This window comes from Hymenobacter sp. CRA2, assembly GCF_002007105.1.
In the GTDB taxonomy this organism is placed as follows: domain Bacteria; phylum Bacteroidota; class Bacteroidia; order Cytophagales; family Hymenobacteraceae; genus Solirubrum.
Map to the genome: position 1 here is coordinate 762,412 of NZ_MVBC01000001.1, position 23,497 is coordinate 785,908.

At 62.3% G+C, this 23,497-nt stretch carries 21 protein-coding genes; 13 read left to right on the forward strand and 8 right to left on the reverse strand.

Features of this window, described 5'->3' with window-relative positions:
• On the reverse strand, positions 1-579 hold the full coding sequence (locus B0919_RS03105) for an NADAR family protein (RefSeq protein ID WP_078010715.1): 579 nt from the start codon (positions 577-579) through the stop codon (positions 1-3).
• A 129-nt stretch (positions 580-708) separates the two neighbouring features.
• On the opposite strand from B0919_RS03105, the gene B0919_RS03110 reads away from it, so the two are divergent.
• The 4 genes from B0919_RS03110 (at position 709) to B0919_RS03125 (ending at position 5,508) form a co-directional block, all read left to right on the forward strand.
• Positions 709-1,293 carry a hypothetical protein gene (locus B0919_RS03110; RefSeq protein ID WP_078010716.1) on the forward strand — a complete coding sequence of 195 codons (585 nt, stop codon included), beginning with the start codon at positions 709-711 and terminating at the stop codon, positions 1,291-1,293.
• Between the two features lie 62 nt (positions 1,294-1,355).
• Positions 1,356-1,580, forward strand: a complete 225-nt coding sequence (locus tag B0919_RS03115) for a hypothetical protein (RefSeq protein WP_078010717.1) — start codon at positions 1,356-1,358, stop codon at positions 1,578-1,580.
• A gap of 143 nt (positions 1,581-1,723) precedes the next feature.
• Positions 1,724-2,422, forward strand: a complete 699-nt coding sequence (locus tag B0919_RS03120) for a metallophosphoesterase family protein (protein WP_078010718.1) — start codon at positions 1,724-1,726, stop codon at positions 2,420-2,422.
• Positions 2,423-2,961: 539 nt separating this feature from the next.
• Positions 2,962-5,508, forward strand: a complete 2,547-nt coding sequence (locus B0919_RS03125; protein WP_139361867.1) for a hypothetical protein — start codon at positions 2,962-2,964, stop codon at positions 5,506-5,508.
• Positions 5,509-5,624: 116 nt separating this feature from the next.
• Here B0919_RS03125 and B0919_RS03130 read toward each other — a convergent pair whose 3' ends face one another.
• Entirely contained in the window at positions 5,625-6,908 is a 1,284-nt protein-coding gene (locus tag B0919_RS03130; RefSeq protein ID WP_078010720.1) for a tetratricopeptide repeat protein, read from the reverse strand.
• Positions 6,909-7,214: 306 nt separating this feature from the next.
• Here B0919_RS03130 and glyA point away from each other — a divergent pair, with 306 nt between their 5' ends.
• The 3 genes from glyA to rpiB all read left to right on the forward strand — a co-directional run bounded on the left by glyA (position 7,215) and on the right by rpiB (position 10,118).
• Positions 7,215-8,510, forward strand: a complete 1,296-nt coding sequence (gene glyA, locus B0919_RS03135) for a serine hydroxymethyltransferase (protein WP_078010721.1) — start codon at positions 7,215-7,217, stop codon at positions 8,508-8,510.
• 158 nt (positions 8,511-8,668) lie between these two features.
• The gene (gene tatC, locus B0919_RS03140; RefSeq protein ID WP_317043880.1) at positions 8,669-9,550 is read left to right on the forward strand and encodes a twin-arginine translocase subunit TatC; all 882 of its coding nucleotides are present in this window, start codon (positions 8,669-8,671) and stop codon (positions 9,548-9,550) included.
• Between the two features lie 133 nt (positions 9,551-9,683).
• Positions 9,684-10,118 carry a ribose 5-phosphate isomerase B gene (rpiB, locus tag B0919_RS03145; RefSeq protein WP_078010722.1) on the forward strand — a complete coding sequence of 145 codons (435 nt, stop codon included), beginning with the start codon at positions 9,684-9,686 and terminating at the stop codon, positions 10,116-10,118.
• Between the two features lie 132 nt (positions 10,119-10,250).
• On the opposite strand, the gene B0919_RS03150 is transcribed toward rpiB, so the two are convergent.
• Positions 10,251-11,636 carry a hypothetical protein gene (locus B0919_RS03150; RefSeq protein ID WP_078010723.1) on the reverse strand — a complete coding sequence of 462 codons (1,386 nt, stop codon included), beginning with the start codon at positions 11,634-11,636 and terminating at the stop codon, positions 10,251-10,253.
• Between the two features lie 284 nt (positions 11,637-11,920).
• Between B0919_RS03150 and B0919_RS03155 the strand changes: the two genes are divergently transcribed.
• The 4 genes from B0919_RS03155 (at position 11,921) to B0919_RS03170 (ending at position 17,700) form a co-directional block, all read left to right on the forward strand.
• Positions 11,921-12,334 (forward strand): ribosome-binding factor A, encoded by a 414-nt coding sequence (locus B0919_RS03155; RefSeq protein WP_078010724.1) that lies wholly within the window; start codon positions 11,921-11,923, stop codon positions 12,332-12,334.
• A gap of 101 nt (positions 12,335-12,435) precedes the next feature.
• Positions 12,436-13,245: a class I SAM-dependent methyltransferase gene (locus B0919_RS03160; RefSeq protein WP_078010725.1), complete on the forward strand. Its 810-nt coding sequence runs from the start codon at positions 12,436-12,438 to the stop codon at positions 13,243-13,245.
• 81 nt (positions 13,246-13,326) lie between these two features.
• Positions 13,327-14,559, forward strand: a complete 1,233-nt coding sequence (locus B0919_RS03165; protein WP_078010726.1) for an ABC transporter permease — start codon at positions 13,327-13,329, stop codon at positions 14,557-14,559.
• 201 nt (positions 14,560-14,760) lie between these two features.
• A complete protein-coding gene (locus B0919_RS03170) occupies positions 14,761-17,700 on the forward strand; it encodes a DEAD/DEAH box helicase (protein ID WP_078010727.1) in 2,940 nt (979 codons plus the stop codon).
• On the opposite strand, the gene B0919_RS03175 is transcribed toward B0919_RS03170, so the two are convergent.
• Positions 17,697-18,227 carry a hypothetical protein gene (locus B0919_RS03175; RefSeq protein WP_078010728.1) on the reverse strand — a complete coding sequence of 177 codons (531 nt, stop codon included), beginning with the start codon at positions 18,225-18,227 and terminating at the stop codon, positions 17,697-17,699. The genes B0919_RS03170 and B0919_RS03175 overlap by 4 nt on opposite strands.
• Positions 18,228-18,314: 87 nt before the next feature.
• Positions 18,315-19,388, reverse strand: a complete 1,074-nt coding sequence (locus tag B0919_RS03180) for an aminotransferase class I/II-fold pyridoxal phosphate-dependent enzyme (protein WP_078010729.1) — start codon at positions 19,386-19,388, stop codon at positions 18,315-18,317.
• A 98-nt stretch (positions 19,389-19,486) separates the two neighbouring features.
• Between B0919_RS03180 and B0919_RS03185 the strand changes: the two genes are divergently transcribed.
• Complete coding sequence (locus B0919_RS03185) at positions 19,487-19,942, forward strand: SRPBCC family protein (RefSeq protein ID WP_078010730.1); 456 nt, start codon at positions 19,487-19,489, stop codon at positions 19,940-19,942.
• Here B0919_RS03185 and B0919_RS03190 read toward each other — a convergent pair.
• Together B0919_RS03190 and B0919_RS03195 are read right to left on the reverse strand one after the other, a co-directional pair.
• Positions 19,939-20,415 (reverse strand): GNAT family N-acetyltransferase, encoded by a 477-nt coding sequence (locus tag B0919_RS03190; protein ID WP_078010731.1) that lies wholly within the window; start codon positions 20,413-20,415, stop codon positions 19,939-19,941. The genes B0919_RS03185 and B0919_RS03190 overlap by 4 nt on opposite strands.
• 79 nt (positions 20,416-20,494) lie before the next feature.
• Complete coding sequence (locus tag B0919_RS03195) at positions 20,495-20,866, reverse strand: winged helix-turn-helix transcriptional regulator (protein ID WP_078010732.1); 372 nt, start codon at positions 20,864-20,866, stop codon at positions 20,495-20,497.
• A 351-nt stretch (positions 20,867-21,217) separates the two neighbouring features.
• Here B0919_RS03195 and B0919_RS03200 point away from each other — a divergent pair, with 351 nt between their 5' ends.
• Positions 21,218-22,417: a class I SAM-dependent rRNA methyltransferase gene (locus B0919_RS03200; RefSeq protein ID WP_078010733.1), complete on the forward strand. Its 1,200-nt coding sequence runs from the start codon at positions 21,218-21,220 to the stop codon at positions 22,415-22,417.
• A gap of 177 nt (positions 22,418-22,594) precedes the next feature.
• On the opposite strand, the gene B0919_RS03205 is transcribed toward B0919_RS03200, so the two are convergent.
• Positions 22,595-23,482 (reverse strand): prohibitin family protein, encoded by an 888-nt coding sequence (locus B0919_RS03205; protein WP_078010734.1) that lies wholly within the window; start codon positions 23,480-23,482, stop codon positions 22,595-22,597.
• Between the last annotated feature and the right edge of the window lie 15 nt (positions 23,483-23,497).

The following is a 23,497-nucleotide window of genomic DNA, read 5'->3' on the forward strand; positions in this document are numbered from 1 at the left end:
TTAAGCAGCTTGTAAACGGGCGCGCACTTCCATCAGGGCGAAGCCCAACAGGTTTAACCCGCGCCAGGCGGCTGGGTTTAGCGCCCGCGCGTCATTCTGGGCCAGCCCAATGCCCCAGATGGCATCCACGGGGCTGGCCTCGACGAGAATACGCTCGCCCGAGGCCAACAGAAACTCTCGCAACGACGGGTGCTGGCTGAACTTGGCTTCGTTGCCGCGCACCACGATGCCGAAGCGTTCGGCTTCCCAGCGGTCCGCATCAAAATGCCCTACCTGCCGGCCCAGCCGCTTGGCTTGATCGGGGTGCGCGGCGGCAATGATGGCGTCGCGCGTGGCTTCGTCGCCGAACAGCCGGGCTTTCTCGGCCATCATGTAGTGCTCGGTGGTGGCATAGCGGCGGCCGTCCAGCTCGAAGGGTGCGGGGTACCACTGGCTCAGGCACTCCTTGCCCACGCCCGTGGCCTTGCCGGCCGGGGTGTGGCCCCAGAAAAACAAGTACTTGGCCTGATAACCCGTAACGAGGCGCTGCAACAGGGTATCTAGGTCGGTTATCGGAGCTGACAGGGCGGAATCAGGCATACGAACGCGGCACTAATGCGAATGGCCGCCCCAACATACGCAGGGGCGACCATTCGGCAACCCAAAGCCGCCGCTCAGAGTACACTTGACCAAAGACCTCTTTCCCCACACAACCGCACCTCTCTGACTATGTCTATCGACCCGAAGAACCGCCCCGTGCGGGAAATTCCCAACGATACCACCAACGAAGAACTGGCCGCGGGCCACATCATTCCCGGCGCCGATCCGCCCAAGAACGAGGACGCCCGCGGGGGCTTCGGCAACCGCGACGGTAAGCAGGGCTTCGGCACCGATTCGTCGGACGGCATTTCGGCCGTATCGGTAAACGAAGACGCCGACAAGCCCGGCCACCCCGCCGACAACATGCGCTCCGACGACGAAGGCCGCCCGGTGGTACCCAACGAGGACATGCCCACCCCGGACGTGATAGACCCGCGCCGCCTGCCCGCGCCCATCGACGAAATCGACGGCGACACGGCCCGCGCCCGCAACGCCGACGAGGACCTCACCGACGAAGACGACTTTGCCGACGTGGATAGCCGCAACGACGCCGGCGAGGACGAAGACGGTGACTCCGACGATGACTCGGCCGCGGGCCGCAGCACCGGAGCCGCCATCAACTACAACTCCAAAGCCAGCGACGCCCGCCCCGACACCAACGCCGACCTTACCGACCCCGACGCGCAGGAATCCGGCATTGCCAAGGGCTTCTAGGCGCTGACCCCACCCTAGTTGCCGCGCTTTCCCTTTCGTACCACCCCAAACGCCTCATTGTCATGCCTTACAAGAGCAATAACACCAACCAGCAGTCGAAGGAAAACAAAGGTGGCCCTGCCGCTGCCGAGCAACCCAAAGCCGCCGGCCAACTGCCGGTGAACGACCGCGACGAGCAAACCGAAAACCGGCTGGAGCAGGAAGCCATTGATGCGCCCCAGCGCCACCCCAACCGCAACCTTGAAAAGCCCGAACTCGACAAGCCGAGCTACGGCGGCGGCCATTAGGGTCCTCTGAAAAAGCAAAAGCCCCGGCCTGATTGGTCGGGGCTTTTGCTTTTCCGGGGGTAATGAAGAATCAGGAATAACACGTTTCGGTAACCCCACCTAGTAAAAGGAGCGTAGCCATTCATCCTTACCTACCACAAGCTATGCGCTACGCCACTACCGACCTCCACGGATGCCTGCACACTTTTCGTCACTTGGTGGAGCAGCGCCTGCGCCTCACGCGTGAGGATGCGCTCTACGTGCTTGGTGACTACGTCAACAAAGGGCCGGATACGCGCGGCGTACTCGACTACCTGATGCAGCTGCAGGCCGATGGGTACCAAGTGCACTGCCTGCTCGGCAACCACGACCTGGAGTTGCTGGAAGCGGCCCGCGGCAAGCGGCCCATGGCCAACTGGACCTCCGTCGCCGATTACGACATGACCCTGCGCAGCTTCGGGGTGGAGCGCACCGAGGATATTCCGGAACCCTACTTGCGCTGGATAGAGGCACTGCCGTTGTCGCTGGAGCTGCCCGACTTCGTGCTTGTGCACGCCGGGTTCAACTTCCGCCTGCCGCCCGAGCAAATGCGTCATGATCGGCGTTCCATGCTCAACATCAAGGACTTTACCTTCGATGCTTCGCGCTTGCAGGGCAAGCGGCTGGTCCACGGCCACAATCCGAAGCCTACTGACTATCTGCGGCGGCAAGTCAAGCAGCGTAGCGGTGCCATCGACCTGGATACCGGCTGCGTGTACCGCCACAACCCCGAACTGTGCCACCTCGCGGCTCTTAATCTGGATACGTGGGAGTTAACGCTGCAGGAAAACATCGAGCCCCCTTACCCTATCGGCACGCGCTAAAGTCTCCTGGGCAAACCCTAAAAGTAGGATTGTAACGTTTTTACTTGCGCCGTTTGTAGTTAATTCGATACCGCTGCTGCAATATGCTGACTAGTTTGTGTTGGTTTGTTTATATAAAACTGTTGTTGCTACACTAATTGGGTACTGCAAGGTTAATGCAAAATCATTATTCTGCATGCAGAATAAATATCGGGGGTATAGTGTTGATAACTAGTAGTTAATTGGTGTTAGTTGTCTGCGCGTAAAACAAGGTGTTGTCCTATTATTAGAAAATTAATCTAAGCTGTATTAGGATTGATTAGGCGCGGCGCTATATTTGGTTTGTGACAATTTACTCCATATGGTTATGTGGGTAATGAAATGTCACTATTTCACTGCAAGCCTATGGTAGCTTAACTACTTCCCCCTCTCTTCCTGCTCTCTTTCACTGGTCCGGTCACTGCCTTCAAGGCGCTGACTAGCTGGTTTCAGCGGCTTTCAAGCTGCTGACCGTCACTGCTTTGCCCTACTGCTCCCGCTTCCGATGCCCTTTCTGAGCCATGAAACAAACTTTACCTTCCTCTTCAACTTCTGAGCGTGCCACCCTGGTTACGCGCCAGCAAGCGTCCTTAACTATGTGGCTGCTGCTGCTCTCGGCCCTCGTGCTGCTGCTGGTGCAGCGTGCGCAAGCCCAAGCGCCGGTGGTATACCGCGTGGGCACTGGCGGCACCTACCCGACTCTGACGCAAGCCCTGGCGGCAGTGCCTGCCACGCTCAACGCCCCTTATGAGCTGCAGCTGACCAGCGGCAGCACGTTTGAAGAAAACGTCCTGATTGCGCGGGCCGGCAGCGCAAGCAATACCCTAACCATCAAGCCAGAAGCGGGTGCTACGGGCATCGTCATTACCGGCACCGTCACCTTCGGGGGCGGCACGCGCTACGTAACGCTCAGCGGCCACAACGGCAGCAGCTCGCGGCAGCTCACGCTGAAGCAGCTGAGCACGGGGCTGCCCACGGTAGCCCTCACTGGCGACGTGCAGCACGTAACCATTCGCGACGCGCGCCTGCTGGGCAGCAACGCCTCGCTCGCGGGGGGGGTGGTGGAAATGGATGGCGGGAGCAGCACCGGCAATGATGACAACACATTGGTGAGTAATTACATCGGTAATGCTGCCAGCGGACAGCTGCCGGCTCACCTCGTGTACGCGGCGCTCAGCACTGGTGCGTCGGCCAACGACCGGGTGGCCCTGCTCAGCAACGAATTGACCAACTACGCCCTGTGCGGGGTGAAAGTGGAAAGCGGCAACGGCGACGGATGGATTATCCGCGACAACAGCTTCTACTACTCCCTGGGCACGGCGCCCACCTCGGCCCAGACGGCCATCAGCTTTCAGCCCGGCGCTGCCTCCGACAACAACTCCGTAAGCGGCAACTACATCGGCGGCACGGCCCCGCAGGCCGCCGGAGCGGCCTGGGTTAACGCTGGTACGCAGGACTTCCGGGGTATAGTGGTGAGCTGCGGCACGGCTACGGGTGCGGCAGCTAATGTGTTGGAGAACAACGTGGTGCGCAACATCAGCCTTTCGCAGCCCAGCACCCAGGCCTTCCAGGCCATGCTCCTGGCCGGCGGCCGCAGCGAGCTGACGGCTAATACCGTGGCCGCGGTAACCAACAACGGCACCGACGGCGTGAACTCGCTCGTGTCGCAGGCGCAGACGGTGCTCAACAGCTTCACGGTAGCGCCGGGGCAGGTGATGTCCATTCAGAGCGGGCAGACGCGGGTAACCGGCAACCTCACCATCCAGGGCACGCTGAACCACACCGGCGGCGACATCGTGGTGAATGGCGACTTCACCAATGCCGGCGCCTTCGCCCAGACGCTGGGCAACCTGGAAGTGCAGGGCAACATGATCAATAACGGCGTGTTCAGCTGCACCACGGGCGGCGTGCTGCTGACCGGCAACGGCCCCCAAACCGTGAGCGGCGGGCTGTACTACAACCTGGAAGTGCGTGGTGCGGGCGTCAAGACCCTGACCGATGACCTGACGCTGGCCAACAACCTAGTGATGAACGGCGGTGTGCTGGATACCGGCCCAATGAACAAGATTCAGCTGAACGCCGACGCCCTGCTCACCGAAACGGCCACCAGCTACGTGCTCGGCCGCGTAATGGCCCGCCGTACGCCCCGCGCCGGCAGCGCCGAGATTTTCGGCAACCTGGGCCTAACCATGACGCCGGCCGCCGGCTCCCTGCTGCCGGGCGTTACCACCGTGGCCCGCACCACGGGCACGGCAGCCACCATCAACGGCACGCCGGGCATTAAGCGCTACTTCGATATATCGGCTGCCACCAACACCGGCCTGAACGTGGAGCTGCGCGTGGATTACCTCACCACCGAGCTGAACGGGCTGGCCGCCAACGACCTGGCCTTCTTCAAATCGACGGACAACGGCCTGACCTGGCAGCCCAAGGGCCTCAGCAGCAGTGGGCGCGGCTTCGCCACCCTCAGCGGCGTCGATGGCTTTTCGCGCTGGACGCTGGGCGAGCAGTCGGCTCCGCTGCCCGTGGGCCTCACCGCCTTTCGGGCCCAGCGGCAGCAGCAAGCCGCCGTGCTGACGTGGACCACCGCCACCGAGCACAGCAGCCGCGGCTTTGGCGTGGAAGTATCCACCGACGGGCGCACCTTCCGCCAGCTGAACTTCGTGGCCAGCCCGACGCCCAACAGCACCAACGCCCGCAACTACCGTTACGTCGATACGGAACCGGGCAAACACGGCCTGCGCTACTATCGCTTGCGCCAGGACGACCTCGACGGCAAAACCACCTACTACGGGGCCCGCACTGTGGCTTTCGACAACCGCCCGGCCCTGGCTGCTTACCCCACGGCGTTTGACCAGAGCTTCGAAGTGGAATTTGTGGCGCCCGGCACCGGCAATGCCGTGCTGACTTTGACTGACGCCCTCGGCCGCGTGGTATGGACGCAGCAGCAGGAAGTAATGGCCGGCCCGGCGCACCTGCGCGTGGCTCCGCACTGCCCCGCCGGCAACTACCTGCTCACCGCTTCCGTGGATGGGCAGCACTACCAGCAGCGTCTGGTGCGGAAGTAAGGGAAGTTGCGAGTTGGCAGCGGGGCTGTTACCCCCTGTCAATTCGCAGCTACTATCCAGGTTGGTTGAAGGGGAACCCGTCCGGGGCATCTGCCGCTCCGGACGGGTTTATGCTTTTATCGGAGGTTCTGCAGGGCCTCGCGCGCTTTGGTGCGGTGCGGATCGGTGGCCTGCCGAGCCGCGCGCTGCAGTGCCTGCCGGGCCTCCGGGAGCTTTTGCTGCTGCCAGTACACCAGCCCGAGGTAGAACTGGGCCGGCCCGGCCAGCGCGGAGCTGGGCATGCGGCTGACGCGCTCAAAGTAGCTTTCGGCCTGCTCGGGCTGCTCCTGGCGCAGCAGCATCAGCCCGTTGTAGTACAGAAAGGTGTCCTGGCCCAGCGCCTGGGAGGGCAGGCGGCGCAGCGTGTGCAGGGCGGCCGGGTAGCTGCCCTGGCGGTACTGCTCCATGCTTTGGGTCAGCAGGGGGCGGCCATCCGTCAGCGCGGCCGATAGGCCCGGGTCAGCCACGTCGAAGGAACGCCAGGCCCGGTCGGAGGCGCTCCGACGCGGCAAGAGCAGCACGGCGGCCGCAATCAGCAGGGCCAGCACGGCCGCGGCCAGCAAGCCGATGCGCAGGCGCTGGCGCTGCTGGCGGCGCCGGATGCGCAGCTGCGCAGCCGTGCGCTGGGCCACGCGCCGGTCAAGCGACTCCAGCCGCAGGCGCAGGTTTTCGCGGCCCGCCGCCCAGCGCAGGTCGGCCGAGTACTGCTCGTAGGCCAGGCAGGCTTGGCGCAGCTCGCCGTCCACGAGCAGCTGCGCGTCGAACTCTTCCTGCTCCGACTCGCTCATGCGCGCATCGGCGGCGCGCTCCACTTCGGTGAGATGGGCCAGCAGCTCGGCCGTGCCGCCGGCCCCGGCGCGGTTCAGGGCTTCGTAGAGCTTGCGCAGTGCGTCGGATTTCTGGCGCCGGGCCACGGAGGCGTTGGCGTAGCCCAGCTTGCCGGCCAGCGTTTCGAAGTTGGAGCCGCGGAAGTAGAACTGGTGGAGCACCAGCTGGCTGTCGGTGGGCAACTGCACCAGCGTGCGCAGCACCAACTGGCGCCGCGCGGCCTCCGATTCGGGCAGGGGCTGCTGTTCGGGCAGCAGCGTATTGGTGTTGACGGCGGTGAGCTGCTGGCGGGCCGCGCCGTACAGGTAGGCTTTCAGGTCGGCGGGCCAGCGGCTAAGGCGCCCGTCCGTGGCTTCGTCGTAAAAATCAAGCAGCTGGTGGCGCAGCACGTCGTAGGCCTGATCGGCGGGCGTGCCAAACTGCCGCCGCGCCCAGCGGGCAAAGACGTCGCGCTGCTGGGCGTAGAAGTCGGTGAGCGGCGTAAGGGTGCCGGTGCGCAGGCGGGCCAGTTGTTCCGACAGAAAGGGGCTCACGGTGGGGCGGGGCAGGAATAGAATGAGGAATGACGAAGGAGGAATGGCGACCGGCCATTCCCGTCTAATCGGTAGCAGCGGCCCGGCGCATGGGCGCGGTGCCGGCGTCATAACGGCGGAGCCGGGGTTTCGGTTGGTGGATAAGGTACGGACAAAGGCGGAAGTCCCCGCCAGACCACCCGGAGGCCATGTTTCTGACCGCGGGCAATGGGGCCGGAGGCCCGGGTTCCACCGTTCGCGGCGCATTCCTTATTCTATCGTTCCTCACCCCTCATTCTTCATAGATTCCCTGCCTACCTTTGAAGCATGGAAACCACGACCCGTACCCTCGCCCCCGATACCGTTGTGTTTGACCTGATCCGCCAGGAGAAGGAACGTCAGACGCACGGCCTGGAACTCATTGCTTCGGAAAACTTTGTGTCGGAGCAGGTGATGCAGGCGCAGGGCTCCATCCTGACCAACAAGTATGCCGAGGGCCTGCCCGGCAAGCGCTACTACGGCGGCTGTGAAATCGTCGACCAGATCGAGCAGCTGGCCATCGACCGCGTGAAGGAGCTCTTCGGCGTGGAGTGGGCCAACGTGCAGCCGCACTCCGGCGCCCAGGCCAACGCCGCGGTGATGCTGGGCGTGATTAAGCCCGGCGACAAAATCCTGGGTTTCGACCTCTCGCACGGCGGCCACCTCACGCACGGCTCGCCGGTAAACTTCTCCGGCAAGCTCTACGTGCCCTCGTTCTACGGCGTGGAGGCTGAAACCGGCCTCATCGACTGGGATAAGGTGAAGGAAACCGCCCGCCGCGAGCAGCCCAAGCTCATCATCTGCGGCGCCTCGGCCTACTCGCGCGACTGGAATTACCAGGCCCTGCGCGAAGCCGCCGATGAAGTAGGCGCCCTGCTGCTGGCTGACATTTCGCACCCGGCTGGCCTGATTGCCAAAGGCCTGCTCAACAACCCCTTTGAGCACTGCCACATCGTGACGACGACCACGCACAAAACCCTGCGCGGCCCGCGTGGGGGCCTCATTATGCTGGGCCGCGACTTCGAGAACCCGCTGGGCCTGAAGACGCCCAAGGGCGAAATTCGGATGATGTCGTCGGTGCTCGACGGCGCCGTATTCCCTGGCACCCAGGGCGGCCCGCTGGAGCACGTCATCGGCGCCAAGGCCGTGGCTTTCGGCGAAGCCCTAACGGATAGCTACGCCGAGTACACCCGCCAGATCATCAAGAATGCCCAGGCGCTGGCTGCGGGCTTCGTGAGCCGCGGCTACCAGATCATTTCGGGCGGCACCGACAACCACCTGATGCTCATTGACCTGCGCAGCAAAGGCCTGACCGGCAAGCTGGCCGAAAACACGCTCATCAAGGCTGACATCACCATCAACAAAAACATGGTGCCCTTCGACGACAAGTCGCCGTTTGTCACCTCGGGCATGCGCATCGGCTCGGCCGCCGTCACGACGCGCGGCCTGAAGGAATCGGACATGGACACCGTGGTGGACCTGATTGATCAGACGCTGATGAACCACGACAACGACTCGCGCATTGCGGACGTACGCCGGCAGGTCAATGCCCTGATGAGCGAGCGGCCGCTTTTTACAGTTTAAGAGTTAAGGAGTTAAAGAGTTTGTGAGTTAAGTGCGCGCCGTCACCATCTGTTCCGGAGGCGGCCGCGTATTTATTCGGCTGAGCAATAGGGCCAACAGCTCTTACCCTCACCCCTGACAACTCTTAAACTCCTCAACTCATTAACTCATAAACTCTTTTGGAGTCTCCTACCCAAAAATTTCAGCAGAACCGCGCTGCGGCCGAAGGGGCCGAAATGTCGTTTATCGACCACCTGGAGGCGCTGCGCTGGCACATCATCCGGGCCGCCATTGCCGTGGTGGTGTTTGCTACCACGGCCTTTCTGGCCAAGGATTTCCTGTTTCACGACCTGATTCTGGGGCCCTCACGCGCTGACTTCTGGACGTACCGCATGTTCTGCAAGCTCGGGCAGGCACTTAACAACGCCGACCTGTGCATGGACAAGGTGGGCTTCATCATTCAGAACCGCGAGATGAGCGGGCAGCTGACCATGCACATCAGCACCTCGTTTATCGTGGGGCTGGTGCTGGGCTTTCCGTACTTGTTCTGGGAAGTCTGGCGCTTCGTGAAGCCCGGCCTGTACCCGCACGAGCGGGCCAACTCGCGCGGGGCGGTGTTCTTTGTGTCGCTGCTCTTCGCTTTTGGCCTGCTGTTCGGCTACTACATTGCCGCGCCGCTGAGCATCAACTTTCTGGCTTCGTACACGGTGGACCCCACCATCGAAAACCAGATTGACCTGCAGAGCTACCTGTCCACGCTCACCACGATGTCCCTGTCGTGTGCCTTCGTGTTCGAGCTGCCCATGATTGTGTTCTTCCTGGCCAAGGCCGGGCTGATTACGCACGAAATCATGCGCATGTACCGCAAGCACGCTATTGTGGTCATCCTCATTGTGGCGGCCGTGATTACGCCGCCCGATGTATCGTCGCAGATCATCGTGACGCTGCCCATCCTGGCGCTGTACGAGCTGAGCATCCACATTGCCCGCGTGGTGCGCCGCAAGAACGTGGAGCGCTTGAATCAGCAGCTGGCCGATAATCAGGGCGTTGTCGAGGGGTAGTGTGCCAATGGGATAGAATGTGCTGACGTGCTGATGGAACCTGACCTCATTGGCACGTCAGCACATTTTCGCATACGGCCATTCCCTCATTAGCACCTCCGCTCATTTCATCACATTAGCACACATTGACAGAATGAAACCTCTCGCCATCGGCTCCGACCACGCCGGCTTTGCTTACAAGGAACTGCTGAAACCCTGGCTGAGCGAGCAAGGCTACGATGTGAAGGACTTCGGCACGCACTCCGCCGAGTCGGCCGATTACCCCGACTTTGCTCACCCCCTGGCCGCGGCGGTGGCCGCCGGCGAGTTTGCGCAGGGCATCCTGATCTGCGGCTCGGCCAACGGCGTGTGCATCACCGCCAACAAGCACCAAGGGGTGCGCGCCGCCATTGCCTGGTTGCCCGAGCTGGCCGCCCTGGCCCGTCAGCACAACAACGCCAACGTGCTCTGCCTGCCCGCCCGCTACGTGAGCGAAGACGAGGCCAAGCAGATTGCCACGCAGTTTTTGACCACCGCCTTTGAGGGCGGCCGCCACCAGACCCGCGTCGGCAAGATTGACGCTTGTTAAGTGGTAAACTGGTGAGTTGACGTTCAGGCGGCACCTCATTGGCCATCGGCCCTCTTAGCCAAACGGCCCCGGCAACATTGGTTGCCGGGGCCGTTGCGCGTTGACGGTTTTGAACGTCAACTCACCAGTTCACTATTTCACCACCTCACCACTCAGCCGGTATACCCGCCGCGTGCTGGTGCGCTCGTAGCGCCCGAAGGTGCCGGGCAGCTTGTAGCGCAGCTCGGGCAGCAGGCCGGCCTCATCGATGAGGTAAGGCGGGGGCTGCGGAATGTTATGGGCGAGGCGGAATATGGCCGCGTACTCGTTCAGGTGTCCAAAATCCCGCTTGGCCAGTTCCCAGTCGATGTAGGGCGTGGCGGTGTAGTTCTCGACGTAGGCCCCGCGGCCGGCCCCGAGCACCAGCACCTGTTGGCCCTTCAGGGCGGCGTAGCGCGGCTCTGGCCGGGCCGCATAGTTGGCTTCCGAGGGCAAGTGCAGCGCCGTGGTCAGGCCCAGCACTTGCCGGTAGCGCACCCCCACCACGGCCGCCACCACTACCAGCAGTAGTACCTCGGCTATCCAGACGCGGCGGGTGCGCTGCCACAGAAACAAGCCGAAATACGCGGCCGGCGGCAGCATCACGAGCAACAGACCCGGCGCCGAGGCGCGCAGCGCCGCCCCCACTACCAGTGCCACCGCCAGCCACACCAGCATCAGCTGCTGAAACTTCACCTGAAATACCAATCCCAGCGAGGAGGTGAACATGCGCAGCAGGCTGGCTACCACCACTAAGCCGGGCAGTACCAGCAGGCCGAGCTGCAGGGAGCGGGGCAGGGCATCGGCCCCGGCGGCCCAGTTCAGCATGGGCTCCAGGTGCAGCTGCCGGAACAGGGGCAGCGTGTCGGTGTAGAGAAAGAACGTGGCCACGGCCGCGTAGGGGAAGGCAAAGCCGCAGAGCAACAGCAGGAAGCTGCGGAAACTGTTGGCGGCGAAGCTGATAACGGCAAACAAGCCCAGCAGCAGCAGCCAGGCCAACGGCAGGTAGCACAAAGCCGCCACGCCCAGCAGAAAGCCCGCCCGAAACAAGCGGCTGCTGTCGTAGCCCTCGCGGGAGGTGGGTAGCAGGGCACTCAGGGCAAACACCACGAACGTCTGCCCCAGCAGCAGGGGCGAAAGTGTGTCCAGCTCCGCCGTGACGCTGGCCAGCAGCACGTACATGAGCGCCGCCAGGTAGCCGCGCTCGGGGTGCACGTTGTAGCGATTCAGCACCACGCTCAGGCGCACGGCCTGCGTCAGGACCAGCGCCAGGGCCAGCAGCCGGTACAAAAGCCAGGAGCGCGGCAGGGCCAGATCGAGCAACCCGTACACGGCGGCGGCCAGCGGGGCGGTGTGGTCGTATACGTCGCGGTAGAGCAGGGCGCCGGCGTGCAGCCGCTCGCCCACCAGCCAGCCGCGCAGCTCGGCCAGGCTCAGCGGCACCTCGCCCAGCCACAGCAGCGGCAGGCGCAGGCCCAAGGCCAGCAATACCAGGAGCACTAGACGGGAGGGCAGCGTACTTCGGAAAAACTCCAGCAATGCAGTCGGTGAGTTAAGGAGTTTGTGAGTGTAGGAGTTTGTGAGTTTAAGAGTTAGTCAGGTAGACTACTCTACTGATTTTACTCACCAATCGGTGCTCAAAGGTAGCGCCGCCCAGCCGCTGTACGGCGCATTGCACGACGGGGCTCGTGGGCCGGTTTCCTTAACTCTTAAACCCACAAACCCCTAAACTCGATAACTCCTAAACTCAATAACTCTCAACCTCCTTTACCTTTGCGCATTCTATGGATAGCAAACGACAGCAGAAATTCGCCAGCCTGCTTACTAAAGAACTGGACGAGGTGTTTCGGCGCGACATGCCGCACCTGTTTGCCGGCACGCTGCCGCCGAGCATTACCGCCTTGCGCGTCAGCCCCGACCTGGGCGTGGCCAGCGTGTACCTGAGCGTGCTGCTGAGCCAGAACCCGCAGCAACAGGTGCAGCTGATTCAGGACAACACCAAGGAAATCCGCTTTGCCCTGGCCAAGCGCGTGCGCAACCAGATGCGCGTGGTGCCGGACCTGCGCTTCTTCCTCGACAACTCGGCGGCCTACGCCACGCACATGGATAAGGTCATTTCGGACCTGAACATCCCGCCCGCCCCGCCCGAAGAAGACGACCAGCCCCAGCGCCCCCGCCTCTTCAACGACGAAGAATAAGCCAAAGGTGAAATTGTGAAAGGTGAAGTTGTGAAGGCCGATAGGCGGCCCGCACGCTCCACTTCACAATTTCACAAGTTCACAAATTCACCTTTACCTCCTTGCACTACGACCCGATTAAACGCTCCCTGGGCAACGTATTCAACCGCACGCCCTGGCTGCGCCGGCTGTTTTACAATATGCTCGACCTGCTGCTGCTGCGCACCTGGCACGTGCACCGCGAGCTGCGCCAGTGGGCCAAGGGCCGCCATGACCAGGCGCTGAATATCCTCGACGCCGGCGCCGGCTACGGCCAGTACACCTACTGGCTGTCGGGCATGAGCCCCAAGTGGCAGATTCTGGCCGTGGATGTGAAGGACGAGCAAGTAGCCGACAGCAACAACTTCTTCCGCCAGATCGGGCGCCGCAACGTGCAGTTTGCCGTGCAGGACCTCGTGCTCTACCAGCAGCCGAACTCCTTCGACCTGGCCCTGAGCATCGACGTGATGGAGCACATCCTGGAAGACGTGGAAGTGATGACCAACCTACACGCCTCGCTCAAGGATGGCGGCATGCTCATCATCAGCACCCCTTCCGACCAGGGCGGTTCCGATGTGCACGGCGCCGAAGATGCCTCCTTTATTGAGGAGCACGTGCGCGACGGCTACAACATCGACGAGATTCAGCAGAAGCTGCGCACCGCCGGCTTCGACCGCATCGAGGCCAAGTATTCGTACGGGCTGCCCGGTCAGATTTCCTGGCGCCTGAGCATGAAGTGGCCCATCCTGATGCTGGGCATTTCGAAAGTGTTTTTCATCCTGTTGCCGTTCTACTACCTCGTTACTTTCCCGCTCTGCCTGCTGCTGAACTGGCTCGACAGCACGTCGCGCCACGATTCGGGCACGGGCCTGATCGTGAAAGCATGGAAATAAGAACCCGGCCGGTAGTTACTCGTAAGCTACCGGCCGGACACTTTTAGTTCGATGCTCATTGTTTGAGCCCGCCTCCGCCGCATGAACGTCCCCTACCTGATAGCCTGGCGCTACTTCCGCTCGAAGAAAAAGCGCAACATCATCAGCATCATCTCCAACATCTCGATGATTGGGGTGGCTGTGGGCACGATGGCGCTGATCATTGTGCTGTCGGTGTTCAACGGGCTTGAAGACCTCGTCCGCTCGCTCTATAGCAAGTCCGACCCCGACCTGAAAATCACCGCTATGCAGGGCAAGTCCTTTCCGGTGGATGCCTTTCTGCTGGGCCGGGTGCGGGCCGTGCCCGGGGTGCAGCTGGTGACCGAAGTAATCGAGGACAACGCCCTGCTGCGCTACCACGAGCGGCAGATGGTGGTGAAGCTCAAGGGGGTATCCGAAAATTATTACCAGCAGAGTGAAATCGACTCGGCCATTGTGGACGGCACCCACGAGCTTCGCCGCAACGGGGAGGACTTTGCCCTCATCGGCGCCGGCGTACAGCACGAGCTGAGCATCGCGCTGGAAAACCGCTTTTCGCCCTTGCAGCTGCTCTACCCGCGCAATACGCCGGGCAAGCGCACCCTAAGCATCAACCCCGAAAACGCCTTCAATCAGGAGCCCATTCTGGCCGGCGGCGTCTTTGCCATCGAGCAGCACGTCGACGACAGCTACATCTTCGTACCGCTACCGTTTGCCCAGCGCCTGCTGCGCTACGACAACCGCCGCACCGCGCTGGAAGTAAAGGCCAGCCCGCAGCGCGCCCTCGAAGACACCAAGGCCGAGCTAAAGCAGGTGCTCGGCCCCGGCTTTGCCGTGCTCGATTCCGACGAGCAGCACGTGTCGCTGCTCAAGGCCATCAAGGTGGAGAAGATGTTCGTCTTCATCACCTTCGCTTTTATCCTGCTCATTGCCTCGCTCAACATCTTCTTCTCGCTCTCGATGCTGGTCATCGACAAGCGCAAGGACGTGGCCATCCTGATGGCTATGGGCGCCACGCCCAACATCATTCGGCGGGTGTTCCTGATGGAAGGCGCCATCGTGGCGCAGGTTGGGGCTGTGGTAGGCCTGGGCCTGGGCGTTAGCATTTGCTGGCTGCAGCAGCGCTTCGGGCTCGTCTCGATGGGCATGGCGACCAGCGTAGTCAACGCTTACCCGGTAAAAATGCAGGTGGCCGACGTGATATGGGTCGGCATTGCCATCGTGTTGATTACCATTGCGGTATCCATCCGCCCGGCGCTGAACGCCCCCCAGATTGACCTGCGGGAGAACCTGTAGGCCGCCACAATTCGTTGATTGAGGACGCAACCCAAACAGCTTTTTCGCTGTATTTGGCCGGGACTACTTGTCTTTAGGTCATGGAAATCAGCAGCTTAGTAGGCTTATATAAATATTATCAGATTTTATTTTAATTTTTCCAAAAAAATAAAGAAGTTAGCATTTGTTCCTACTTTCGACGTTGCTTTTGCTGCTGCTGCTATGAAGGTTTCTACCGCACAGCCTTTTCAAATTGTTTACTCGCTGCTCGCGCACGAGTACTTAGGCTACCTGTTTGAGTCTTACGTAGTTCAGCTCAGCCCCAAAGGCCAGCTGACGCTGCAGCACCAAAACGTGTCGGCGATGAACGCCGCCGAGTTTGCCGACGGGCTTGATGAAAGGGACTTTGAACTGATTGCTCTGACCGACCAGATTCAGCAGGACGCGGTCATCAAGGAGTTCTGGTCGAAGAAGACCACGCCAGCCGATTTCTTCCTCAAGCAGTACGACGCCGAGAAGGGCGACAAGGCCTTGCAGGAGCGCATCAGCCAGTACGTGCAGCAGCGCATGGGCCAGATCCTGCAGCGCTTGAAGGGCAAGCAGGTATTCATCATGGGCAAGGACGGCGAGCCGACCTGGAAGGAAATCCAGGTGGCGCCCGAGCCGGCTTCGGTGCTCTTCCACTTCCGCCGCAACCCCGAGAATACCCACTACTTTCCCACCATTCAGTACCGCGGGCAGAAGCTGGACTTCCAGCAGCGCGACGCGGTGATGGTGTGCTGCCAGCCGGCCTGGATGCTGCTCGACGGCATGCTCCACAACTTCCGCAACGATGTGGACGGCAAGAAGCTGCAGCCCTTCCTGACAAAGAAGTTCATCATCATTCCGCGGCAGGTAGAAGACAGCTACTACCAGCGCTTCGTGGCACCTCTGGTAGAGTCGTTCGACGTGCACGCCCGCGGCTTCGATATCCGCTCGGAGCGCTACCAGGCGAAGCCCCACCTGATCTTCTCCGATGTGCCCAGCAGCGGCGGCACCACGGTGTACGAAACCGAAGACAACCGCCGCAGCACCACCACGGCCGACGCCGGCTCGGAGCAGATTCATTTCGATGTGGCGTTTCAGTACGGCAACCACATCGTGCGCAACCACGACAAGCGCGTGAGCGTGCAGCTGGAAAAAACCTCCGACTCGTACGTATTCCACCGTCTCATCCGCGACCTGGAAAACGAGCAGGTGTTTATCCGGGAGCTGCAGGACCGGGCGCTGGAAGTGCGCAACGGCCGCGCCGTGCTCGAAAAAGCCACCGCTTTCAAGTGGCTGCACTCGCACGCCGAGGAACTGGCCCGGCTGGGCTTCACCGTGCAGCAGGGCTCCAACTCGGGCAAGGACTACTTTATCGGCACGGTCACCGTCAAGGTGGGCATCACCGAAAACAACGACTGGTTCGACATCCACGGCACGGTGCGCTTCGGGGAGTTCGAAATTCCCTTCGTGAAGCTGCGGCCCTACATCCTGCAGAAGCGCCACGAGTTCAAGCTCCCGAACGGGCAGATTGCCATCATTCCGGAGGAGTGGTTTGCGCAGTACCTGGAGCTGTTTGCCTTTTCGGAGGAGCACCACCACTCGCTCACGCTCAAGAAGCACCACGTAGCGCTGGTATCGGACCTGGAGAATGGCAACCTGGCCACCGTGACCATGAGCCGCAAGCTGGAGCGCCTGCGGGGCTTCGAAGTGGTGGAAGACCGGCCGTTGCCGGCGGGCTTCCAGGGCACCTTGCGCCCCTACCAGCAGGCGGGCTACAACTGGCTGCACTTCGTGCAGGACTATCACTTTGGTGGCTGCCTGGCCGACGACATGGGCCTGGGCAAGACGGTGCAGACCTTGGCCATGCTGCTGCAGCGCAAGGAAAGCGGTGCGGCCGGCGGTGCCGCTTCGCTGCTGGTGATGCCCACGTCGCTGGTGTACAACTGGCTGAACGAGGCGCAGAAGTTTACCCCGGGCCTGCGCGTGCTCACCTACACTGGCACCTACCGCGACAAAAACGTGGAGCAGTTTGCCGACTATGACCTCATTCTGACCTCGTACGGCATCGTGCGCCTGGATGCGGAACTGCTCAAGACTTACAAGTTCGACTACGTTATCCTGGACGAGTCGCAGGCCATCAAGAACCCCGGCTCCACGACCTCGCAGGCCGTGCGGCACCTGCACTCCCGCCACCGCCTTATCCTGACGGGTACGCCGGTGGAGAACAGCACCATGGACCTCTGGTCGCAGATGTCGTTCATCAACCCCGGCCTGCTCGGCTCGCAGACGTTTTTCCGCAAGGAGTTCCTCAAGCCCATCGAGAAAGACAAGGACGAGGTGAAGACGCGTCGCCTGCACGCGCTCATCAAGCCCTTCATCCTGCGCCGGCACAAGGCCCAGGTGGCCACGGAACTGCCGGAGAAGATTGAGAACCTGAGCTACTGCCGGATGACTGAGGAGCAGGAAAGCTGCTACGAGGAAACCAAAAGCTACTACCGCAACAAGATTCTGCAGAGCATCGAGGAGCACGGCACGGCCAGCACGCAGTTTATGCTGCTGCAGGGCCTCACCAAGCTGCGCCAGATTGCCAACCACCCCAAGATGGCCGACGAGCAGTACGAGCACGAGTCGGGCAAGCTGCGCGAGGTGGTGCGCATGATCAAGGGCGTGGTGGCCGAGGGGCACAAGGTGCTGGTATTTAGCCAGTTCGTGAAGCACCTGGAAATCGTGCGGCACGCCCTGGACGAAAAGCAAATCGAGTACGCCTACCTCGACGGCAACACCCGCGACCGGCAAAAAGAAGTGGCGCGCTTCCAGGAAACGGAGGACCTACGTGTGTTCCTGATCAGCCTGAAAGCCGGCGGCGTGGGCCTGAACCTGACCGCCGCCGACTACGTGTTCATTCTCGACCCGTGGTGGAACCCCGCCGTGGAAGCCCAGGCCGTGGACCGCGCCCACCGCATCGGGCAGGAGCGCACGGTGTTCACCTACAAGTTCATCACTAAGGGCACGGTGGAGGAGAAAATCCTGGCCCTGCAGAACCGCAAGATTCAGCTGGTGTCCGACTTGATTACCACCGACGAGGCCATCATCAAGAGTCTCACCAAGGAGGATATCGAGGAGTTGCTGGGCTAACGAGCCGGCGGTTTCGCTAACAATTGTTGCAGCTCCTGCGCTTCGGCCAGGAGCTGCTGCTGTTTTTGGGGATAGGCAGAGACAGAGGTTGGAACCGCTTGATTTTGGTCTTGGAGCCAGCGAACTAGGCAGCCTTCGCTGAAGTAATAGCGGCGGGTACTACGCGTAGAGCCGGCTAGGGAAGGACGCTGCTGCAGGTGTACGGCATAGTTTTGCGCCCGTTCGAGTACGAAAATCAGCTGACCCTGCGCAAAGTAGTAGCCGGTGTGCATCTGGCCCATCTCGCCGTAAACGTCAGCCTCAACCAGCCGCAGCTCCTGCCGCTGAAAGTAGCCCGTAGCGGCAGCGCCCTCCGTGGACCAATCTAACAAGTCAATCCTGCGCCTACGCATAGTAGGCAAGGCCTGTCGGGTGGCGGCATATTGCTGGCGAATAAAGGCAATATCCGTGTCCGGGTTATTTGCTAGAGGTACCAAGGTGCTGAAAAAGGCGGTGCAGGTAGCAATGGTAATAGGTAGCGTCAGCATGGCTTAGGATAATGAGTTAGTGATTGATGGCTTGTGGGCGTTAGTCTCAGTGAGCAAGTAAGCCCGGTGCCGGGATTGGGAAGACGCTCAAGTTAGTATCGTCGCTGCAAACTCCGTAGCTAGAGCCGCTATGCGCGTCACGTCGGCTCGCGTGTGCAGGGCCGATAATACCACCCGCGTAATGGGCGGGTCGGTGGGCGTAGGATAGTGCAAGCTAGAAATCAGCACGCCCCGCATTTCCATAAACTCGCCCAGCTGCACCTGTGGCGTGTAGAACACGGGAAAGTCGGGCGCTGATTGGAACAGCCCCAGCTTCGTCGTAGCCGCCCGAAACTGCCCAGTATTAGTCTGCAGCTGCGCCCGCGCCTGCTGGTACAGCTCTTTGGCCCGCACGAATGCGTAGAGGTACGCCGGTACCACGGGCGAGGAAGCACCGAAAAAAGCGCTACGCCGTAGCTCTTCGATAAACCGCTCGTCGGCCAGCACCACGCCGCCGGGAATACCGCAGGCTTTGCCCAGGGAGCTGACGATGACCAACTGCACGCTCGGCGGCACCTGAATTTCGCCGCAGATACCCGTGCCATCGGGGCCAATGACGCCCAGGCCGTGCGAATCATCAATGAGGAGGGTGAGGGGGCGGTCGGTAGGCAGCTCCTGGGCCCAGCCGAAGTCGTAGCGCTGCACGCGCAGCGGGTCCAGCGAATTAGCCACGATGACCACCGGCTGGGGCGTTTCGTGGCGCAGGCGGCGCAGCAGGTGCTGGGCCCAGTCGTCGAAGGTGCGGGTAGTAGCAGCCGGCGCGGCGTGCTCCGTCAGCCACGCGGCGGGGTGGGTGCCGGGGGCGTATTCAAAGCGGCCGGCGCGGGCCAGGGCCTTCACCGCCATCTGCCCGGCCAGGTAGCCCGAGGATACCGTGAGAGCCGCGGGCAGGCCCACCCAGGTGGCTAGGAAGGCTTCGGCTTCCTCGTACACGCGCAACCGCAAGGAGCCGTGCCGGGAGCTGCCGTAGTTGGTGCCGTAGCGGCTCAGGCCCTCGGCCAGCAGGGCGGCAAACTCCGGGTTGCGGGCCATGCCCAGGTAGCTAGTACCGCTGCAGTACAGATACTCGCGGCCATCCGGGGCGAGGAGGGTGCGGCTAGGCAGGGAATCAGCGTGCAGCATGGAAGACGAGGAATAAGCCGCGCAAAGAGCAGCTTCAACTTACAAGCTTTCGGCCAGCTGCGCCAACCAAGTGCCGCCCCGCGTAGTTAGCCAGCTGTATGCACTTGCTCCTGCGCACCACCGTTGTCCAACCGCCCGCCCAGGTCTGGGCCGGCTTCACCCGCCAGCTTTTCCTCGACCTGGCCCCGCCCCTGCCCCAGATGCGGCTGCACCGCTTCGACGGCTGCCGGCGCGGCGACGTGGTCGAAATCGAGCTGCACCTGGGCCCGCTGAGCCTGGGCCACTGGACTTCGCTGATTACCGAACACGGGGAGCTGCCCGGCGACGGGCGTTACTTTGTGGACGAGGGCCAGCAGCTGCCCGGCCCGCTACGCTTCTGGCGGCACCGCCACCTGCTGGAGGCGGCCCCCGACGGCGGCTGCGTCATCGTGGAAGACCTGGAGTACCGTACCCCGCTGCGCCTGCTCGATTGGCTGGCCTACCCCTTGATGTGGGCGCAGTTTGCCTGGCGGCGGCCTATTTACCGCCGCTACTTCGGCCAGCCGCGGGGCTAGTGCAGCGGCAGCACCATGCGTATATCGGCCCGCTGGTACTCCGAGGCGGGCAGCGGCGCCTCCACGAAGCCCAGCTTGCGGTACAGACTCAGGGCCGGGGCCAGCTTGCGGTTGGAAAGCAGCTCGATTTCGTGGGCGCCGATTTCACGGGCTTTTTGAATGGCCGCTTGCCCCAGTAGCCAGCCGATGCCAAGGCCCTGGGCGGCCGGCGTCACTGCCATCTTGGCCAGCTCGTACACGCCCTCGTGCTCCTTGATGAGGGCGCAGGTGCCCACCAGCTCGCCTTGGTGCCGGGCCATGAAGATGTAGCCGCCGGGCGCGAGAATGTAGCCCTCGGGGTCGTCGAGCATGCGGCGGTCCAGGTCTTCAAGGGCGAAGTAGCGCGTAATCCACTCCACGTTCAGGTCGCGGAAGGCGGCGCGGTGTTCGGGCTGGTAGGGCAGAATATCGACGGAGGCAACGGGCGTGTGCATGGGGCGAAAAGCGTAATGAGGCGGCGAAGGACGCCCGTAAATGCACGCCGGGCAAGAACGTACACGCGCTGCGGGCTACTTACACCGAGGTAAGTTTTGGCTCCATTTGCCCGGTGGGGCTTTGGTAGACCCCGGTCAGCGCCTGTTTTTTTTGCTTGCGGTACGCGTGGCCCCAGTACCACATCTGCTTCAGCACCGGGCACAGGGTGTAGCCGTAGGCCGTGAGGCTGTACTCCACCCGCGGCGGCACCTCCGCAAACACCTGCCGCTGCACCAGGCCAGCGGCTTCCAGCTCGCGCAGCTGCTTGGTCAGAATCCGCTCGCTGACGGCTTCGCCCAGGTGGCGGCGCACGTCGCTAAAGCGGCGCGGGGCGGGGTTCAGGTACATCAGGATATCGGCTTTGTGCTTGCCCTTGATGAGTTGAACGAGGACATCAATGGGGTTTTCCATGGCGTAGCATACGCAAAACGGCCCGCTCCCGGGCGGCCACGGGCCGGAATCGGGCCGGGTAGGCCCGAAATAGAGGGTCGGACCCTCGAAATCGGGCTAACCTGGCTCGGAATCGACTTAAAGTGGACCGTAATGCATCCAATCTGGTTCAGAAAGGAGCTAAAATGGCTCGAATCGAAGCTAAGCTGGCTCGGGAGCGGGCCAAAGTGGTTCGAAATCGGAGGTTCGCCCCCGATTTGCTAAGTCTGACTCCTGATTTTGGGCCTGCTTCACCGGGCAAGGCGGCCAGGGTAGCGGCCGTCACGCGGCGGTTAACGAACTTTGTGGTTTGCTACTTGCGTTGCCCCGTCTATGCCTCAACCCGCTGCCTCCGTCACCCTCAAGCCCGGTAAAGATCAATCCCTGCGTCGCCTGCACCCCTGGGTATTTTCGGGCGCCATTGCCCGCATGCAGGGCGAAGTGCTGGAAGGCAACGTGGTAGCGGTACACGCCCACAACGGCGAGCTGCTGGGAGCGGGGCACTACGCGCCCGGCTCCATTGCGGTGCGCATGCTGGCCTTCGGCGAAGCCGCCGCCGCGCCCGTCGACGAAGCCTTCTGGGTGGAAAAGCTGCGCAACGCCTACCAGCTGCGCCACAGCCTGGGCCTGACGGGCCAGGGCAAGACCAACGTGTACCGCCTCGCCCACGCTGAGGGCGACGGGCTGCCTGGCCTCATCATCGACGTGTACGGCGACGTGGCCGTGGTGCAGGCCCACAGCGCCGGCATGTACCAGGCCCGCGAAGCCATTGCTGCGGCCTTGCAGCAGGCCGTGCCCGGCCTGCGCGCCATCTACGACAAGAGCAGCGAAACCGTGCCCGCTAAGGCCGCGCCCGGCGCCCAAAACGATTACCTCTTTGGCCAGAGCACCGGCACGGAGCACGTGGTGGAGGAAAACGGCCACCGCTTCGCCGTGGATTGGGAAACGGGCCAGAAAACCGGCTTTTTCATCGACCAGCGCGACAACCGCGCCCTGCTGGCCCGCTACGCCCCCGGCCGGCGCGTGCTGAATACGTTCTGCTACACCGGCGGCTTCTCGGTATACGCCCTGCAGGCCGGCGCCGAGCTGGTGCACTCCGTCGATTCGAGCAAAAAGGCCATCGAACTGACCAACCGCAACGCCGAGCTGACCGGCCTCGCGGACAAGCACGAGGCCTACGCCCAGGACGTATTCAGCTTCCTCAAGGACCGCCACAACCAGTACGACCTCATCGTGCTCGACCCGCCGGCCTTTGCCAAGCACCTCTCGGCCCGCCACAACGCGCTGATGGGCTACAAGCGCCTGAACGTGGCCGGCATCAAGCAGATTGCGCCCGGCGGGCTGCTCTTCACGTTCAGCTGCTCGCAGGTGGTGAGCATGGAGCTGTTTGAGGGCGCCATCATGGCCGCCGCCATCGAAGCCGGCCGCCCGGCACGCATCCTGCACCGCCTCACCCAGCCCGCCGACCACCCCGTGAGCCTGTTCCACCCTGAGGGTGAGTACCTGAAGGGCCTGGTGCTGGCGGTAGATTAAGAGAACTGGTGACGTTGTTTACCCTGTCATCCTTGATCCAGCGTCTGCAACGCGAAGGACCTTCCCACGTGTGAACGAGTCGTTGTTACGATTATCGTTCTGCGGTGAGAAGGGCCTGGTGCGGACGCCAGATCAAGGATGATAGACATGTTACGGCTAGAGGTCGTAACTAGCTCCTTACTGCTTGCCCGGCTGCGGCATCTGCATCAAGAACTGGCTGCCGCCCGCGCCGCCGGTGTACGTGGGCACCTGGCTGCCGCCCTTTTCCCAGGCCTCGATCCAGCGCATCTGCACCAGCAGCGGCGTGAGCGACTGCTGCTGCTTTTCGTTGGCGTAAGCCTGCGCGTCGGCGGCGATGCGGATGGCTTTGGCGCGGCCCTCGGCCTCGGCGATGTTGATGCGGGCCTGGGCTTCGGCCTGGCGGATGCGGTTTTCGGTCTGCAGGCCGGTTTGCACGGCCGTGTTTTTGGCGTCGATGGCGGCCTTGAGGCTGGCGGGCGGCTCCAGCTTGGTGGTGATTTGCTGCACGGTGATGCCCACGCCTTGCAGCTGGTTGATCAAGGCGGCTTTGACCTGCGCCTCGTAGCTGCCGCGGTTGCTGATGAGGCTGTCGGCGGTGTAGCGGTTGGTGGCCACGCGGTAAGCCTCGTACACGGCCGTTTTCAGGAAGCCGTTTTCGATGTCGGGCAGCGGGCGGCGGTACTGGCGGAAGATGTCGTCCACCTTGTCCTGCTGGATGAAGTAGTTCAGGCTGGGCGCCACGCCGAAGCCCGAGCCGTCCTTGCTCTGCACCTCAAACTCCTCGTACTCCTTGTGCTGGGTGTACACCGGAAACTCGTACACGGCCGTGCTCAGGGGCGAGTAAAATACCCAGCCGGTGGTGTAGGTAATATCATCGACGCCGCGGCCTGAGCCGGTCAGGTTCACTTTGATGCCCACGTTGCCGGCGTCGATGCGCTCCACCTTCACCAGGCTGCACGCCGCAATGAAGGCGACAAACACGAGGCCCACGAAAATCAGAGGACGCAGCCAGCGGCGGCTGGCGGGAGAGTAATCTTGGTTCATACGCACAAGGAAAAG